This is a genomic window from Marivita sp., from assembly GCF_020055635.1.
GTDB lineage: Bacteria > Pseudomonadota > Alphaproteobacteria > Rhodobacterales > Rhodobacteraceae > Marivita.
This window is the reverse complement of record NZ_JAIPUT010000002.1, coordinates 68,075-83,807: the sequence shown is the minus strand read 5'-3', so window position 1 is coordinate 83,807 and position 15,733 is coordinate 68,075. Positions and strand designations below refer to the sequence as shown.

The following is a 15,733-nucleotide window of genomic DNA, read 5'->3' as shown; positions in this document are numbered from 1 at the left end:
CGCCGTCATTCGACCTGCGCGCCCAGATAAGCGTCCAGCAGCACCGTGTTGCTTTGCGCGTCTTCGGCAGTGCCTTCGAACACCTTGCGGCCTTCGGCCAGCGCGATCACAGGGTCGCAATGCTGCATGACGAAATCCATGTCATGTTCGATGATGACAAAGGTCTTGCCGTCGCGGTTCAGCTCTTCGATCTTTTCGATCAGGGTCTTGGTCAGGGTCGGGTTCACCCCTGCCGCTGGTTCGTCGAGCAGGATCAGTTTCGGATCCCCCATCAGGATACGGGCCAGTTCCAGCAGCTTCATCTGACCGCCAGAGATCTGGCCTGCCGCTTGATCGGCCAGCGGGGCCAAGGTGACGAACTCCAGAACCTCCATCGCACGCTTGCGAATGGTCGCCTCCTGGTCGCGCATCTTGGCCGCCTCGAGGAACGGCCCCCAGAGCCGCTCTCCCAGCTGCGCCATCGGGGCGAGCATGACGTTTTCCAGCACGCTCATCCTGGCGAAGGGGCGCGGGATCTGGAAGGTGCGGCCAAGCCCGAGGCCGAAGAGCGCATCGGGGGCAAAGCCTGTCACGTCCTGTCCGTCCAGATGCACGGTGCCGCTGGTCGGTTTGAGCATGCCGGTCAAGACGTTGAAGAGCGTCGTCTTGCCCGCGCCGTTCGGGCCGATCAACCCGGTGATCGCGCCTGTCCGGATGTCGATCGACACATCATTGACCGCGCGGAATTCGCCGAAATCCTTGCTGATGTTGCGAATGCGCAGGAGGGGATCAGCCATGCTGGCCATGCACCGCGTCATCGGGATTGGTGTTGAGGTTGTATTTCATGATCCGACCGTGACGGCTGCTCCGGTCGCCTTCGAGCCCGTAGACATCGCCCTTCGGTCCGTCGGCGTCGTCCAGCACGGCGTTGATGATGGCATAATCATCCGGGGCCAGCGACACGTCGAAGGTCTGGAGCGTCTGCGGCAGGTGTCGCGCATAACGCGCGCCGACGATGCTGGCCGCGACCTGTGGTTGGTCCAGCACCCAGCGCGTGGCGACGGCGGACAGCGAAACCTGGTATTTGTCGCCAACCGCTTTCAGCGCGCGAAGCAAGGACTGAAACCGCTCCCACGGCCCGAATTCGTCGATGATCAGTCGGTATTTGACCAGACTTCGATTGTCGAACTGAAAGCCCGGATCGGGCGCATCCAGCCATTTTTCGGTGATGAAGCCGCCGGCAAGGGTGCCGTAGCAGATCAGCTGCACGTCGTTCTGAGCCGCCCACTCGGCCAGACCGTTTGCCGGGCGCCGATCGAGCACGGAGTATTGCACCTGCGCCGAGGCGATGTCGAAGCCCGCATCGACGAAACGCTGCATCGGCTGACGGTCCCAGTTGGTGGTGCCGAGGTTCCGGATCTTGCCCTCGACCCTGAGGTCCTTGAGCACGCCAAGGGAGTCCACCGCGTTGCCCAGCGAAAGGTCCCACCAGAAGAACTGCACGAGATCGAGCTGGTCGATTTTCAGACGCTGCAAGGATCGGTCGACAATGGCCGTCACCTCGTCGGGGCGCAGATCGGCAAGGCGGGTCAGGTCGGGCACCAGCTTGGTATGCACGCAGACACGATCCGCCACCGATGCGCCGCGCCGGGCTCGCAGGTCGGCGATGAAGTCCCCGATCATCTCTTCGACGCCGGTGTAGATATCGGCACAATCGAAGGTGAAGATCCCGGCATCGACAAAGGACTCCATGTCGCGGATCGCCTGCGCGCGGTCCACCGGGCCGTGATCGCCCGCCAGTTGCCAGCCGCCGCGAATGACGCGGGAAATGGTGTGGCCGGGGCGCAGGTCGGTGGTTTCAACGCTCATGTCTCGTCTTTCCAGTAGGGTGTGCCGCGCTGGTCCGGCAGCCCGGTGGTTTCTGCGTGTGTGAAGGAGCGCTTGGTCGTGCGCGTCACGCGGAAGCGCCCTCCGCAATTGGGGTCGGGGCAGGCAATCTCGGCATCGGTGGACATCCAGTCATTGTCATGCGTGGGGCGCTGTTTCGCGGGCAAAAGAGGCAGCAGGGCCGCCAGCGCGTACATCGACACCTTTTGCTGGGCGTCGAACACCAGCAGTTCGCCCTCGACCCGAAAACGTTCGCCCTCGACATGGCGGCAGACCGATGTGCGGTCTCCCACGACGGTTTCGACCTGCAGATCGTAGAGCCAGAATTCATCCGCGTTCTGCGCCGCGCTCATCGTTCCCCCGACACGCAATTTCGCGCGTTTACCCCTGTTGTTGCCCATATGGTTGCGAGGTTCTTTCGGGCTTGTCAAACGGGTTCGGTGCGGCGAGTCATGGGGCAACAGCCGAAAGGACCGCTTTGTGACCCAGCCCGACACCCTTGCCCTGAGTGACCGCCTGACGATCCGCCGCGCGCTTGTGGGGCTCTGGCAGGTGGCGGATATCGAGAAGGATGGCGATGTCATCGACCCGCAGGTCGGGGCGGATCATCTGGCGCCCTATGCCGAGGCCGGGTTCGACACGTTCGACATGGCGGATCACTACGGCACGGCGGAATTGATCACCGGGACCCTGCTCGCGCGGGGAACCAAGGCGACCGTCTGCACCAAGTGGTGCCCGAACCCCGGCCCGATGACCGCGGATGTCGTGCGCGCCGGGGTGCAGGATCGGCTGGATCGGTTGGGCGTGGAGCGGGTCGACCTGCTCCAGTTCCACTGGTGGAGTTTCGAGCATCCGGCATGGCTGGATGCGCTGCACGAGATGACCAAGCTGCGCGAGGACGGTCTGATCGGCGAGATCGGCCTGACCAATTTCGACGCGGCGCATCTGCATCTGGCGCTGGCGGACGGCATCCCGATCGTGAGCAACCAGGTGCCCTGTTCGCTTCTGGATCGCCGCGCGACCGGGCCGTTATCCGAGGTCTGCGCGCAATGGGGCGTGAAGCTCTTGTGTTACGGCACGTTGCAGGGCGGGTTCCTGTCCGAGCGCTGGCTGAACCAGCCGGAACCGACCGGGATCAGCGACTGGAGCAAGATGAAGTACAAGCGCTTCATCGACACGGCGGGAGGCTGGGACGCCTATCAGACCGTATTGCAGGCGGCAGCGGATGTGGCGGTCAAGCATGGTGTTTCGGTGGCCAATGTCGCAACGCGCTGGGTACTGGAGAACGACGCGGTGGCGGGCGTCATCATCGGCGCGCGGCTGGGTGAGGCGCGGCATACGGATGACAATCTCAAGCTTTTCCGGTTTGCGCTGGACGAAGAGGACCACGCCCGCCTGAGCGCTGCCTTCGCCGTGACCACCCCCCTGCCCGGCGATTGCGGGGATGAATACCGAAAGCCGCCCTTCCTGACCGCGAGTGGCGACTTGAGCCATCACCTCGACACGATGCCCTTGGCCGTCACGGTCGAGGACGTGCCCGGACGCCCCGGCGAGCAACGCGTGTCGTCGGGCAGCGAATGGGAGGATATCGCGGGCTATTGCCGTGCGCATCGGGTCGGCGACCGCATCATGGTGTCCGGCACCACGGCGACAGCGGGTTTGAACCGCGCGGTGGCGCCAAGGGATGCGGGTGCGCAGACGACCTTCATCCTTGACAAGGTGGCCGCCGCACTGACGGCGCTTGGCGCGTCGATGGAGGATGTGGTGCGCACGCGCGTCTATCTGAGCGACGCCGAGGATGTCATGGCAGTGTCAAAGGCGCATGGGCGCGTCTTTGCCGAGATTAAGCCAGCCAACACGCTGTTCCAGATCGGTCAGCTGATCGGCGACTACAAGGTCGAGATCGAGGCCGAAGCGATCCTCCGGCCCTGATCGGGGGGCGTTACTTCTGAAACGCTTCGAGCGCGTCAAGACGTGCCTTGAGCGTTTCGTTCTCTTCGCGCGCCTTCATGGCCATGGCGCGCACCGCGTCGAATTCTTCGCGGGTGACGAAATCGCGGTCCGCCAACCAGCGGTCCATCATGGATTTCATCGCGGTTTCGGCCTCGTCCCTCGCGCCCTGCGCCACGCCCATGGCGTTGGTCATCAGCTGCGAGATGTCTTCGAATACCTTGTTGCGGGTCTGCATGTTTGCCTCCGGTCTGTGCTTGGGAACTATATGGGCCTCGGATGGGCGCGGCACAAGGTTGACTTCGCCGCGGAGCGGTGAACAGGGTGCGCGCATGTCGACCGGCCTGCCCTTTCCGAATGTCTCGCCCGAGCTGTTTTCGATCTCGCTTTTCGGGATCGAGTTCGCGTTGCGCTGGTATGCGCTGGCCTATATCGCGGGCATCCTGATCGGGTGGCGGATCGCCGTGACGGCGGTCAAGCGCGCCAATCTGTGGCCCGCCGACACCCCGCCGATGCGTCCCGAACAGGTCGAAGAGCTGCTGACCTGGGTGATCCTCGGGATCATCCTGGGCGGTCGGCTTGGGTTCGTGCTGTTCTACCAGCCTGCATATTACCTCGCGAACCCCGGCGAGATCCTGGCGATCTGGCAAGGCGGAATGTCCTTTCATGGCGGCCTGATCGGGGTGATCCTCGCCGCGCTTGTCTATTGCCTGCGCGCCGGAGCCCCGCTGCGCCCCACCGCCGACATGATGGCGCTGGCGACGCCGCCGGGGTTGTTGCTGGGCCGGCTGGCCAATTTCATCAATGCAGAGCTTTGGGGCCGTCCGACCGACCTTCCCTGGGGCGTGCAGTTTCCCGGGCCGGCCGCGCAATCCTGCGGACAGGCCGTGGGCGACATCTGTGCGCGCCACCCGTCGCAGCTTTATGAGGCGTTGCTCGAAGGGCTCTTGCTTGGCGCGGTTCTGCTCTGGCTGGCGTTCCGGCGGGATGCGCTCAAGACACCGGGCAAGATCGTCGGGCTGTTCATCGGTGGCTATGGTGCCGCCCGGTTCCTGGTCGAGTTCTTCCGCCAGCCGGATGCCCAGTTCGTGTCCGAAGGCAACCCGCTCGGTCTGGCGTGGCATGTGGGCGGGTATGGGCTGACCATGGGACAGCTGCTCTCGATCCCGATGATCCTCATCGGCCTCTACCTCTGGAGCACCGCAAGACGCGCATGACCGCCCTCGCCGACATATTGCGCAAGCAGATCAGGACGACCGGGCCGCTGACGGTGTCGCAGTACATGTCGGCCTGCCTGCTGCATCCCGAGCACGGGTATTATACCACGCAGGACGCGTTCGGCGTCGATGGCGATTTCACGACGGCGCCCGAGATCAGCCAGATCTTCGGCGAAGTGATCGGGCTGTGCGTGGCGCAGGCCTGGCTGGATCAAGGAGCGCCGGATGCGTTTGCGCTGGTCGAGCTTGGGCCGGGGCGCGGCACGCTGATCGCCGATGTCCTGCGGGCGACGCTTCAGGTGCCCGGGTTTCATGCCGCCGCGCGTCTGCACCTGGTCGAGGCGTCCAGGCGAATGCGCGCCCTGCAAGCCGCAGCCCTGCCGGCCCATGCGCCCGCCTGGCATGACACCGTCGAGACCTTGCCCGAGGACGTGCCTGTCTTCGTCATCGCAAACGAGTTTTTCGACGCGCTGCCGATACGGCAGTTCCAGCGCGATGCAAAAGGCTGGCGCGAGGTGTTGATCGGACTGTCGGAGACAGGGCAGTTGCAGCGCGGTCTGAGCGATGCCGCCCCGATCGACGCCCTGGAGCACCGACTTGACGATACACAGCCCGGCGCCCTGATCGAGACCTGCGCCCATGGCACCGCCGTGGTCGATGCCGTGGCGCGCCGGATTGCACAGCAGGGCGGGATGGCCCTGATCATCGACTACGGCGGCTGGCGGTCGAATGGCGATACGTTTCAGGCCGTCCGTGCGCACCGGTCCGTCGATCCGTTTTCTGATCCGGGCCGCGCAGACCTGACGGCGCATGTCGATTTCGAAGCGCTGGCCCGGGCCGCAATGATCGCAGGCTGCGAGGCAAGCCAGTTGACGGATCAAGGCGTTTTCCTCGAACGGCTTGGCATCACGCCGCGCGCGCAAACTCTTGCCCGAGGCTTGAGGGGATCCGCTCTCGAGGCGCATGTGGGTGCACATCGGCGGTTGACCCACCCGGATGAAATGGGTTCCTTGTTCAAGGTGCTGGGCCTGTTTCCCGGCACCGAGTCGCCGCCGCCCGGACTGGACCCATGACGCTTGAAATCATCACGTCGGACAGCCTTGGCCCCCTGCGTCACGGGTTTTTCACCCGACGGGGCGGCGCCTCCTCCGGTGTTTTTTCCGGTCTGAATTGCGGAACCGGATCGTCGGATCAATGCGAAATCGTTTCAATCAACCGCGCGCGCGTGGCCGAGGCGATGCAGGTCCCGGCAGATCACCTGGTCACCGTGCATCAGACCCATTCCGCCGATGTGGAAACGGTCGATGGCCCGCTTGGAACGGCGAAACCCAAGGCCGACGCGGTTGTGACGAACACACCGGGGGTCGCGCTGGGGATACTGACCGCCGATTGCCAGCCCGTGCTTTTCGCCGATCCCGAGGCCGGTGTGATCGGGGCGGCGCATGCCGGATGGCGCGGCGCGCTCGATGGCGTGCTCGAGGCGACAATCGACGCAATGGTCGCGCTTGGCGCGGAGCACGAGACCATCACCGCAGTGATCGGGCCGAGCATCAGCCAGCGTGCCTACGAGGTCGGCCCGGAGTTTCTTGACACGTTCCTGGCCGAAGATCCGCAATATGCCAGGTTCTTCGTCAACGGGGCGGAGGACAAGTTCCATTTCGATCTGCCGGGATTCGGATTGCACAGGATGCGCAACGCCGGGATCGCCGCCGAATGGACACGGCATTGCACCTATTCCGACGCCGAGCGTTTCTATTCCTATCGTCGGTCCACCCATGCGCGCGAGGCCGACTACGGGAGGCTGATTTCGGTGATCCGTCTCTGAAGCATCGCTTGCTACCGCCGGGCGTGGCCGCCCAAATCAATCACAGGAATACACCGGGATTGTCCACGTTTGGTCACAAACGCGCCCAATTGCGCGGGCTAAGTGGGGTCAACAAGAACAGACACCCATCGGAGCAGTCCCATGTCGCGCACCTCGAAATTCATCGCTTCTGTCGTCGCCACCTCGAAAGACGACCTCCCGGTTCTTCCGTTCCAGCGCGGTGCAGCCCGCAAGGCAATGTTCGATCGGCTCAAGACCGACGCCGCCAACCAGCCGATGCGCAAGCAGGCCTGATCGCCGGGCACGGGCAATCCGAATGTCACGTTGACACCCGAATTGTGACGCCGAGGGTCGCCAACGCACAACAATCCGACAGTGTTTTCAGAATTGGCCGCGATGTCGCGGCCAATTTTCGTTGTTTTTTGACGAATCAAGGCGTTTCGATCCATCTTCTGCCCAACGAAATCGCACCGTCCTTCTGGTGTTGTTGGTGGGGGCCAACGCGGATGTGACCTAAGGGTTGAATGGATCACATGGCTCACATCTCGACCGAACGTGAAGCAAAGTCGGATTTCAATGCCTATGCGGTTTCCGCAGACCAGATTGCCACGTTCGGCGGTGAGCCTCGGCGCGACGTTCCTCTCACGCGCACTGTTGAAACCGCCGCGCTTCTCGCCGATCTGTCCATTTCCGAATCCACGTTCACCTTACCCGCCACGCCGACCTTCGAGGCCTGCGCTTCGGCCTTCGCGCGTGGCACTCTCATTTCGACGGTCATGGGCCCGATCGCCGTCGAAGACCTGATTCCCGGAGATCTGATCGAAACGCATCGCGGTCCCGAACCCGTCGTCTGGATCGGCAGCACAAACTACCTGCCGAACTTCCGGGGCGACACAACCTCTCTCACGCATTTGCTCCGCTTGCCGGGATTCGGCATGAATCAAAGTGACCTCCTGCTTGGTCCTGCCGCCCGGCTTGTGGTGCGACAGGATCGGTTCACGGACCTCCTCAATTGTGATGCGGTCCTGGCACCGGCCTCCGATTATGTCGATGGCGACCGGGTTCTGAAGGTCAGGCCGCAAGGGCCGGTGCAGCTTTTCCATTTCGCATTGCGTCGCCACGGCATTGTCCGCGCCAACGGGCACGAAGTGGAAAGCTACCATCCCGGCCGCGTGTCAGCTGCGGAAATCGGATCATCCGTGCGCGGCATGATGCAGTCGATGTTCACACATCTCGACGAGCTTGAAGCCTTTGGCGATCTTGCTTTCCCGCGTACCACGCGCACGGTCATCGAAACGCTGCGCGTCGCCTAGCGGGATCGCCTTTCAGCCGGCTTCGCCCAGCCGCGTTTCCAGAACGTCGAAAGGCACACCCGGTTCGTCTTTCGCGCCCCGAATCACCAGCGATGTCTTGACGCTGCCCACATTGGCCGAGGTCAGCAATTCGCCCGTCAGAAAGCTTTGGAAGCTGCTGAGATCAGGTGCCACGCATTTGAGAATGAAATCCACCTCGCCGTTGAGCATGTGGCATTCCCGAACCAGCGGCCATCCCCGACACAGATCCTCGAAGGCACGAAGATCGCCCTCGGCCTGGCTTTGCAAGCCGACCATCGCAAAGACCTGCACTTCGAAGCCCAATTCCCGGGGATCGACCTCGGCATGATAGCCACGAATGAAGCCCTGTTCCTCGAGCGTGCGCACACGACGCAGGCATGGCGGGGCCGAAATGCCCACGCGTCGGGCCAGTTCGACATTGGTCATGCGCCCGTCTGCCTGTAGCTCTGCCAGTATTTTGCGATCAATTGGATCCAACCGATGTGACGGCATCCCAAGCACCCCTGCTTTTTTCGGCATTATTATACGAGGGCACAGATGTGCGCAATATTGTTTCAACATGGCGCAACAATCTTAAAGCGCGGCGAAAGATTGGATTTGAACGCGCAGTGGTTTGCGTAGGCCGGATCAGGCGCATATATCAGATTTCCAGAATAGACAGAAACCTGCTGCGACGCGAGGCTGCCCCATGTCCGACACACGCCACACCAAAGTCCTGATCATCGGCTCAGGCCCGGCCGGGTACACCGCCGGGGTTTATGCAAGCCGCGCCATGCTCGAACCGATCCTCGTGCAGGGCATCGAACCGGGCGGGCAGCTTACCACGACAACCGAAGTGGAGAACTGGCCCGGCGACACAGAGGTTCAGGGCCCCGATCTGATGGTGCGGATGGAGGCGCATGCGCGCGCCATGGGCACCGAGATCATCGGCGACATCATCACGTCGCTCGATGTATCCAAGCGGCCCTTCACGGCCCGGTCGGACAGCGGCACGGTCTACACGGCTGATTCCGTCATCCTGGCCACCGGAGCGCGCGCGAAATGGCTGGGCCTGCCGTCGGAAGAGGCGTTCAAGGGGTTCGGCGTGTCGGCCTGTGCCACCTGCGACGGGTTTTTCTACCGCGGGCAGGAGATCGTTGTCATCGGCGGCGGCAACACGGCTGTCGAAGAGGCACTGTTTCTGACCAACTTTGCCTCCAAGGTCACGCTGGTCCACCGACGCGACGAGCTGCGCGCCGAAAAGATCCTTCAGGATCGGCTGTTCAAGAACCCGAAGATCGAAACGCTCTGGCATCATCAGCTGGATGAGGTGTTCGGCACCGACATGCCCAAGGGCGTCGAAGGTGTGCGCGTCAAGCATGTCGACACCGGCGAGATCACGGAAATTCCTTGCAAGGGGGTTTTCATCGCCATCGGCCACGCCCCGGCGAACGAATTGGTCAAGGATACGCTCGAAACGCATATGGGCGGGTATGTCGTGACCAAACCCGACAGCACCGAAACCTCGATCCCGGGCGTGTTCGCGGCGGGCGACCTGACGGACCACAAGTACCGTCAGGCCGTGACATCGGCGGGCATGGGATGCATGGCGGCGCTTGAAGCCGAGCGCTTCCTGGCCGAAGTCGGCGACGATTCCGGCAAGGACGTGTCGGAACCGCTTGGATACGGCGCCGAAGTTCCTGCTGCGGGCTGAACAAAAAAGGCCGGGCATTGCTGCCCGGCCTGATCCGCAACAGCCTGAAGCTGATGCTTAGTTCACTTCACCGGTGGGACGCGGGGTTGCCGCTGTCTCGGCAGGCAAGATCGGATAGACGACCTCGGGCATTTCACCGGTCAGAGACCCGAGGAACGCCGTGATCGCGGTGATGTCCTCATCGCCGAGGTCTGCGCCAAGCTGGGATTCGGCCATGATGGCCACAGCGGTTTCAAGATCCCAGACCACGCCCGAATGGAAATAGGGGGCTGTCACGGCGATATTGCGCAGCGGCGCAGCGCGGAAGACATATTCATCATCCACGGTCTCGGTGACGGCAAACCGGCCCTTGTCTCCGGCGGGCAGCACATCCGCCCCCGGCTTTTCCACGAGGCCGAAAGGATAGTACCCTTCCCCGCCAAGGTTGATCCCGCCGTGGCAGCTTGCACAGCCGGCATCGATGAAAAGTTCCAGCCCGGCCAATTCGACATCCGACAGCGCCGCGTCATTGCCGTTCAGCCAAGCGTCGAACGGCGCAGGCGTGATCAGGGTTGCCTCATATGCCTCGATCGCCTTGGCGAAATTGTCGAACGTGACCGGGTCCTCTTCCTCGGGGAAGGAATCCTGGAACCACTCCACATATTGCGGCATGGAGTTCAGGGTCGCGATGACATTGTCGGGCGTGTTCGCCATCTCGACGCCAGCCTGAACCGGGCCCTTGGCCTGCGCGGCAAGATCGGGCGCGCGCCCGTCCCAGAATTGCGCATCGTTGAACACGGAGTTCAGAACCGTCGGCGAATTGCGCGGGCCTTTTTGCCAACCATGTCCGATGGATGTCGGCATGTTGTCGTCACCGCCGGTGGCCAGGTTGTGGCACGAGTTGCACGAGAAGACACCCGACGCCGACATGCGCGGATCGAAGAACAGCGCCTTGCCGAGATCGATCTTTTCCGGCGTGATCGGATTGTTGTTGACCGCTGGTGTTGTCGATGGGAGCGGCGAAAACAGATCAAGCGCGATTTCTCGCAGTTCGCTTGATGCTGACGCTCCATTTGCAATTGCGATTGCAGAGACCGCCAGAACGGCAGAATGACGTAGGGATGGCATGATATGTCCTTATGATTGGGCCAGTATTTCGCGCGCATCCGGTTTCTGGCATGTGTGGAAAAAGGCGTCTTTGATTGACGTCAAATCCGCTGGAAAAAGAGCGCAGAAATCTTTGTTCGGGTGCAAATCCAAGCAGGCCGCACCCGGCCCGGTCAAAACTGACGCATATTGCGCACATATCCTCCAATTTCAGGTATATGCCGGCTCCCCACTGGACTCATATCCACCGCCGGGCGTAATCACCGCGCAAATGTGAACAGTGAGCGAACCTATGTACCCAAAGAACCTTGCCCCAATTCCGGAACTTTTCGTTTCTTATGACAGCGCCCAGAAGCTGAAGAACGAGGCGGCTGACCTTGTCAGCCATGATCTGACGCTGCGCCAGATCTGTGATCTCGAGCTTTTGATGAATGGCGGCTTCAGCCCGCTCAAGGGCTTTCTCAGCGAAGAGGACTACAACGGCGTGGTCGAGAACATGCGGTTGTCCGACGGCGCGCTCTGGCCGATGCCGATCACGCTGGATGTCTCCGAAGCCTTTGCCGAGAGCATTGACATCGGGCAGGACATCGCACTGCGTGATCAGGAGGGTGTCATCCTTGGAACGATGACCGTGACCGACCGCTGGACGCCCGACAAGGCGCGCGAGGCGGAGATGGTGTTCGGCGCTGATGACGATGCACACCCGGCGGTGAATTACCTGCACAACGCGGCGGGAAAGGTCTATCTGGGGGGCCCGGTGACGGGCATCCAGCAGCCGGTGCATTACGATTTCCGTGCCCGCCGCGATACGCCGAACGAATTGCGGGCGTTGTTCCGCAAGCTGGGCTGGCGCAAGGTGGTGGCGTTCCAGACCCGCAACCCGCTGCACCGCGCGCACCAGGAACTGACGTTCCGCGCGGCCAAAGAGGCACAGGCCAACCTGCTGATCCATCCGATTGTCGGCATGACGAAACCGGGGGACGTCGATCATTTCACCCGCGTGCGCTGCTACGAGGCGGTGCTGGACAAATACCCGCAATCCACCACGACAATGAGCCTGCTGAACCTTGCCATGCGCATGGCCGGTCCGCGCGAGGCGGTCTGGCACGGGCTCATTCGCAGGAACCACGGCTGCACGCATTTCATTGTCGGTCGCGATCACGCAGGCCCCGGCAAGAATTCCAAGGGCGAGGATTTCTACGGGCCGTATGACGCGCAGGATCTGTTCCGCGCACACCAGGAAGAAATCGGCATCGAGATGGTCGATTTCAAACACATGGTCTTCGTGCAGGAACGCGCCCAGTACGAACCGATGGACGAGATCGCCGACAAGGATGACGTGACCATCCTCAACATTTCGGGCACGGAATTGCGCCGCCGTCTGGCCGAGGGGCTGGATATCCCGGAATGGTTCAGCTTTCCCGAAGTCGTGCAGGAATTGCGCAAGACGCGTCCGCCACGGTCTCAACAGGGCTTTACCGTCTTCTTCACCGGCTTTTCGGGGTCCGGCAAATCGACCATTGCCAACGCGCTTATGGTCAAGCTGATGGAAATGGGCGGACGTCCGGTCACGCTTCTGGATGGCGACATCGTTCGCAAGAACCTGTCTTCCGAACTGGGGTTCAGCAAGGAACACCGCGACCTCAACATACGCCGCATCGGCTATGTCGCGTCCGAGATCACCAAGAACGGCGGCATCGCCATCTGCGCGCCGATCGCGCCTTACTCGGCCACCCGCCGCGCGGTCCGCGAAGAGATCGAACAGTTCGGCGCGTTCATCGAAGTGCATGTCGCGACCAGCATCGAGGAATGCGAACGCCGCGATCGCAAGGGGCTCTACAAGCTTGCGCGTGAGGGAAAGATCAAGGAGTTCACGGGGATTTCAGACCCCTATGACGTGCCTCAGGACCCGGAATTGCGGGTCGAGACAGAGAATGTCGATGTCGACAATTGCGCGCATCAGGTCATTCTGAAGCTCGAAAGCCTTGGCCTGATCGCGGGTCACTAAGATCAAAGGCCGGGTCAACGCCCGGCCTTTTACATTCCGCGTCTGCCTTGCCCGCGATCAGGGTCCGGCCGGTGTCAGTGAACCGTCACCGGCGCGAGATCGTTCTGCCGCGCCAGCATGAACGCCAGATTGCGGTCCTTGACCAGCGCGAGGCGCTCCCCGTCGGCGCGGTGTACGGCATATATGGTTTCTTGATCTCCGACCTCGTCCCGCACTTCCGAGGGAAGCTCGGCGACGGCAACCGGGCGCACGTATACAAGGTTGGACTGGTCTGCATCTTTGAAATCGAATGGCGTATTCATGGTCTACCCCTTCTTGATCTGGATTGTTTGAACCACGGTTTCGGGACGCTGAAGTGTCAGATCGACATGCAGCAATCCGTTCTCCATGATCGCCTCTCCGACTTCGACACCGTCAGCGAGCACGAAGCTGCGCTGAAACTGCCGTGCGGCGATCCCGCGATGCAGGAACACGCGGTCGGCACTGTCATCCTGCTGCCGACCTCGGATCACGAGTTGTCTGTCCTCAACGGTTATGCTGAGGTCTTGTTCCCGAAAACCCGCCACCGCCAACGTGATCCGATACGATCCGTCCGAGGTTTGTTCGATGTTGAAGGGCGGATATCCGTCGTTGCCGGACTTCGCGGTGCGTTCCAACAGACGTTCGAGTTGCTCGAACCCGAGCAGATGGGGATAGGATCCCAGGGTCAGTTTTGTCATCGACACGTCCTTTTGCGTAAAGCGACAGTGTGGCGCAGTCCCGTTATGGCGACCGCTCAGGAGGAAATATGGGGTTGCTCCGGTGAAGACGCAAGGGCTTTGCGGAATCGCAGAATGGCGCTATCTTCAGACTCCCACACCAATTTCAGGGACCGAAAAGCCTCATGAATGCTCCAACTGATCTGTCCATGAAAACAGACGACGTCCTGCGGGTCGAACTCGAGGTGTTTCGCCGCGAGCATCGCGATCTGGACGAGGCCATTCGTGCGATGCAGTCCACCGGGACGGCCGATCAACTGACCCTGCAACGCCTGAAGAAGAAAAAACTGGTTCTCAAGGACCGGATCGCGCAGATCGAAGACCGTCTGTTGCCGGATATCATCGCCTGACGCCAGGCCGAGTTGCCCCTTGGTGCGAACTGGCTATAGTGCGCGCTCCGAACACCTGAAGGGGCGCAATCGCCATGTCAGAACCGATCAAAGTGGGCATCATCATGGGCAGCCAGTCCGACTGGCCGACGATGAAGGAAGCCTCCGACATGCTTGATGCGCTGGATGTCCCCTACGAGGCCAAGATTGTCTCGGCGCACCGCACGCCGGATCGGCTTTGGGACTATGGCAAGACCGCCGTGGACCGGGGATTGCAGGTCATCATCGCGGGCGCGGGCGGCGCGGCGCACCTGCCGGGCATGATGGCATCCAAGACCCGTGTGCCCGTGATCGGCGTGCCGGTCCAGACCCGTGCGCTTTCGGGCGTCGACAGCCTCTATTCCATCTTGCAGATGCCGCGCGGCTTTCCGGTGGCGACGATGGCGATCGGAGCCGCCGGTGCGGCCAATGCAGGGCTGATGGCCGCGGGAATCCTGGCGTTGCAGGACGCCGAGCTTGCGGCCCGGCTCGACCAATGGCGCGCCGACCTGTCCGCCTCGATCCCCGACGCCCCTTCTGACGACGGATAATCGCATGTCGCATTTTCTTCCTATTGGTTCGACCATCGGCATCATCGGCGGTGGACAGCTTGGCCGGATGCTCTCGGTCGCCGCAAGTCGGCTGGGCTTTCGCTCTCACATCTTCGAACCGGGAGCCGAGCCGCCGGCGGGACAGGTCGCACACAAGGTGACCACGGCGGCCTATGACGACGACGACGCGCTGCGCGCCTTCGGAGCGTCGGTCGATATCATCACCTACGAATTCGAGAACATCCCGACAGCCGCGCTGGACCTGTTGCAGGACCTCGCGCCGATCCATCCGGGGCGCGAAGCCTTGCGGGTGAGCCAGGATCGACTGACAGAAAAGACCTTCCTTCAGGAGCTCGGACTCAAGACAGCGCCCTTCGCGGACGTTCCCGATGCCGCCAGCCTCGAGGCGGCATTGGCCCAGATCGGGACGCCAGCGATCCTCAAGACGCGGCGGTTCGGTTATGACGGCAAGGGACAGGCACGGATCATGTCGCCCGAGCACGCCGCGCAGGCCCTGGCCGACATGAAGGGCGCCCCTGCGATCCTTGAAGGCTTCGTCGATTTCTCGCACGAGGTTTCGGTGATCGCCGCGCGCAGCCTCGACGGTGCGGTTTCGGCGTTCGACCCCGGCGAAAACGTACACAGCGACGGCATCCTGCGCAGCACCACCGTTCCCGCCCGTCTGACGCAGGGCCAACGCACCGACGCGGTTCTGCTGGCCGCAAAGATCGCCAACGCGCTGAACTATGTCGGGGTAATGGGGGTCGAGTTGTTCGTGACATCAGACGGGCTCGTCGTGAACGAGATCGCGCCGCGTGTTCACAACTCGGGACATTGGACGCAGAACGGCTGCACCGTCGATCAGTTCGAACAGCATATCCGGGCGATCACCGGCTGGCCTCTGGGCGACGGGCAGCGTCACGCCGATGTGGTGATGGAAAACCTGATCGGGGACGACATGGACCGGGTGGCGGACCTGGCCGGGACGCCGGATTGCGCGCTGCACCTCTATGGCAAGGCTGAAACCAAACCCGGCCGCAAGATGGGCCATGTGAACCACATCAAGCGCGCCTGAAG

At 62.3% G+C, this 15,733-nt stretch carries 19 protein-coding genes; 11 read left to right on the top strand and 8 right to left on the bottom strand.

Annotated elements, in window-relative coordinates:
- Positions 1-5: 5 nt before the first annotated feature.
- Genes LCF60_RS01625 through LCF60_RS01615 form a run of 3 tightly spaced genes read right to left on the bottom strand, consistent with a single transcriptional unit; the run spans position 6 to position 2,267 of the window.
- Positions 6-776, bottom strand: a complete 771-nt coding sequence (locus tag LCF60_RS01625; protein WP_292289268.1) for an ABC transporter ATP-binding protein — start codon at positions 774-776, stop codon at positions 6-8.
- Positions 769-1,848: an aldo/keto reductase gene (locus tag LCF60_RS01620; RefSeq protein ID WP_292289267.1), complete on the bottom strand. Its 1,080-nt coding sequence runs from the start codon at positions 1,846-1,848 to the stop codon at positions 769-771. The genes LCF60_RS01625 and LCF60_RS01620 overlap by 8 nt, the downstream gene beginning before the upstream one ends.
- Positions 1,845-2,267: a TIGR04076 family protein gene (locus tag LCF60_RS01615; protein ID WP_292289266.1), complete on the bottom strand. Its 423-nt coding sequence runs from the start codon at positions 2,265-2,267 to the stop codon at positions 1,845-1,847. Before LCF60_RS01615 ends, LCF60_RS01620 begins: the two co-directional genes overlap by 4 nt.
- Positions 2,268-2,346: 79 nt before the next feature.
- Between LCF60_RS01615 and LCF60_RS01610 the strand changes: the two genes are divergently transcribed.
- The gene (locus LCF60_RS01610; protein ID WP_292289265.1) at positions 2,347-3,798 is read left to right on the top strand and encodes an aldo/keto reductase; all 1,452 of its coding nucleotides are present in this window, start codon (positions 2,347-2,349) and stop codon (positions 3,796-3,798) included.
- 10 nt (positions 3,799-3,808) lie between these two features.
- Here LCF60_RS01610 and LCF60_RS01605 read toward each other — a convergent pair whose 3' ends face one another.
- A complete protein-coding gene (locus tag LCF60_RS01605; RefSeq protein ID WP_292289264.1) occupies positions 3,809-4,054 on the bottom strand; it encodes an accessory factor UbiK family protein in 246 nt (81 codons plus the stop codon).
- 94 nt (positions 4,055-4,148) lie between these two features.
- Here LCF60_RS01605 and lgt point away from each other — a divergent pair, with 94 nt between their 5' ends.
- The 5 genes from lgt (at position 4,149) to LCF60_RS01580 (ending at position 8,171) form a co-directional block, all read left to right on the top strand.
- Positions 4,149-5,033, top strand: coding sequence for a prolipoprotein diacylglyceryl transferase (lgt, locus tag LCF60_RS01600; protein ID WP_292289263.1), 885 nt, complete (start codon positions 4,149-4,151; stop codon positions 5,031-5,033).
- Positions 5,030-6,106: an SAM-dependent methyltransferase gene (locus LCF60_RS01595; RefSeq protein WP_292289262.1), complete on the top strand. Its 1,077-nt coding sequence runs from the start codon at positions 5,030-5,032 to the stop codon at positions 6,104-6,106. The genes lgt and LCF60_RS01595 overlap by 4 nt, the downstream gene beginning before the upstream one ends.
- Complete coding sequence (pgeF, locus tag LCF60_RS01590; protein ID WP_292289261.1) at positions 6,103-6,858, top strand: peptidoglycan editing factor PgeF; 756 nt, start codon at positions 6,103-6,105, stop codon at positions 6,856-6,858. The genes LCF60_RS01595 and pgeF overlap by 4 nt, the downstream gene beginning before the upstream one ends.
- A gap of 141 nt (positions 6,859-6,999) precedes the next feature.
- Complete coding sequence (locus tag LCF60_RS01585; protein ID WP_292289260.1) at positions 7,000-7,152, top strand: hypothetical protein; 153 nt, start codon at positions 7,000-7,002, stop codon at positions 7,150-7,152.
- A 239-nt stretch (positions 7,153-7,391) separates the two neighbouring features.
- Positions 7,392-8,171, top strand: coding sequence for a Hint domain-containing protein (locus LCF60_RS01580; RefSeq protein ID WP_292289259.1), 780 nt, complete (start codon positions 7,392-7,394; stop codon positions 8,169-8,171).
- A 12-nt stretch (positions 8,172-8,183) separates the two neighbouring features.
- Here the strand turns inward: LCF60_RS01580 and LCF60_RS01575 are convergent, their stop codons facing one another.
- Positions 8,184-8,684 carry an Lrp/AsnC family transcriptional regulator gene (locus LCF60_RS01575; RefSeq protein ID WP_292289258.1) on the bottom strand — a complete coding sequence of 167 codons (501 nt, stop codon included), beginning with the start codon at positions 8,682-8,684 and terminating at the stop codon, positions 8,184-8,186.
- A 196-nt stretch (positions 8,685-8,880) separates the two neighbouring features.
- Here LCF60_RS01575 and trxB point away from each other — a divergent pair, with 196 nt between their 5' ends.
- Complete coding sequence (gene trxB / locus LCF60_RS01570; protein ID WP_292289257.1) at positions 8,881-9,885, top strand: thioredoxin-disulfide reductase; 1,005 nt, start codon at positions 8,881-8,883, stop codon at positions 9,883-9,885.
- A 57-nt stretch (positions 9,886-9,942) separates the two neighbouring features.
- On the opposite strand, the gene LCF60_RS01565 is transcribed toward trxB, so the two are convergent.
- Positions 9,943-10,992 carry a cytochrome-c peroxidase gene (locus LCF60_RS01565; protein WP_292289256.1) on the bottom strand — a complete coding sequence of 350 codons (1,050 nt, stop codon included), beginning with the start codon at positions 10,990-10,992 and terminating at the stop codon, positions 9,943-9,945.
- 271 nt (positions 10,993-11,263) lie between these two features.
- Between LCF60_RS01565 and LCF60_RS01560 the strand changes: the two genes are divergently transcribed.
- A complete protein-coding gene (locus tag LCF60_RS01560) occupies positions 11,264-12,979 on the top strand; it encodes a bifunctional sulfate adenylyltransferase/adenylylsulfate kinase (protein ID WP_292289255.1) in 1,716 nt (571 codons plus the stop codon).
- 74 nt (positions 12,980-13,053) lie between these two features.
- Here the strand turns inward: LCF60_RS01560 and LCF60_RS01555 are convergent, their stop codons facing one another.
- Complete coding sequence (locus LCF60_RS01555) at positions 13,054-13,281, bottom strand: DUF1150 family protein (protein ID WP_292289254.1); 228 nt, start codon at positions 13,279-13,281, stop codon at positions 13,054-13,056.
- 3 nt (positions 13,282-13,284) lie between these two features.
- Positions 13,285-13,698: an Hsp20 family protein gene (locus tag LCF60_RS01550; protein ID WP_292289253.1), complete on the bottom strand. Its 414-nt coding sequence runs from the start codon at positions 13,696-13,698 to the stop codon at positions 13,285-13,287.
- Positions 13,699-13,862: 164 nt separating this feature from the next.
- On the opposite strand from LCF60_RS01550, the gene LCF60_RS01545 reads away from it, so the two are divergent.
- From LCF60_RS01545 to LCF60_RS01535, 3 genes are all read left to right on the top strand, one after another.
- Positions 13,863-14,087: a DUF465 domain-containing protein gene (locus LCF60_RS01545; protein WP_292289252.1), complete on the top strand. Its 225-nt coding sequence runs from the start codon at positions 13,863-13,865 to the stop codon at positions 14,085-14,087.
- Positions 14,088-14,161: 74 nt separating this feature from the next.
- Entirely contained in the window at positions 14,162-14,656 is a 495-nt protein-coding gene (gene purE, locus LCF60_RS01540; RefSeq protein WP_292289251.1) for a 5-(carboxyamino)imidazole ribonucleotide mutase, read from the top strand.
- 4 nt (positions 14,657-14,660) lie between these two features.
- On the top strand, positions 14,661-15,731 hold the full coding sequence (locus LCF60_RS01535) for a 5-(carboxyamino)imidazole ribonucleotide synthase (protein ID WP_292289250.1): 1,071 nt from the start codon (positions 14,661-14,663) through the stop codon (positions 15,729-15,731).
- Positions 15,732-15,733 lie beyond the last annotated feature (2 nt).